This window comes from Yeosuana aromativorans, from assembly GCF_014646655.1.
GTDB classification, from domain to species: domain Bacteria; phylum Bacteroidota; class Bacteroidia; order Flavobacteriales; family Flavobacteriaceae; genus Yeosuana; species Yeosuana aromativorans.
This window is the reverse complement of sequence record NZ_BMNR01000032.1, coordinates 1-566: the sequence shown is the minus strand read 5'-3', so window position 1 is coordinate 566 and position 566 is coordinate 1. Positions and strand designations below refer to the sequence as shown.

1 protein-coding gene is annotated in these 566 nt (G+C 25.6%); it reads left to right on the top strand.

The genetic code is table 11. The features are described from left to right. A partial coding sequence (locus tag IEW94_RS16825; protein WP_229669568.1) for a hypothetical protein occupies positions 1–421 on the top strand: 421 nt, incomplete at its 5' end. Between the last annotated feature and the right edge of the window lie 145 nt (positions 422–566).

Here is a 566-nt window from a genome sequence, read left to right as displayed (position 1 = left end):
CGTTGTAAACAATTTAAAAATGACTGAATTAGACAAAAAATTGGAAAAAGTCCAATATTATTTAAAGGACATATCAATTAGAAAACAGAAAAATAATTCTGAGCTACTTTTTATATTATTATGTGATTCAGTAATAAATATAAATAACTTAGTTTCAATATTATCAACTGAATCTCCAAAATTAGAAATTTGGAAATCAGACATTGGTAATTATAACTTTAATATACAGTTTGAAAATGCTAAAGGCGAATTATTATTGCCAACTAAACTAAATCCAACTAATTATCCACCTTTAAATTGGATTCCTGATTATTTAAATAAAAGTTATTTGACTGTAGGGTTGCTGAATAACGAGCAACAACTCGTTCTATCGGAATTTCAAGTTTATTTGGATAATATTGAGCATAAATCGGATTTGTAATTTCTTTTTTATATAAATCAATTCCACAATTTACAAGTGACATAATAAAAACTGTTTACAACAACGTATAAAATTAATACGCCATTAAATTATGATTAGTATCTTTACATTTGTGGATGGCGTACTAATCTTATACCATCCGTTG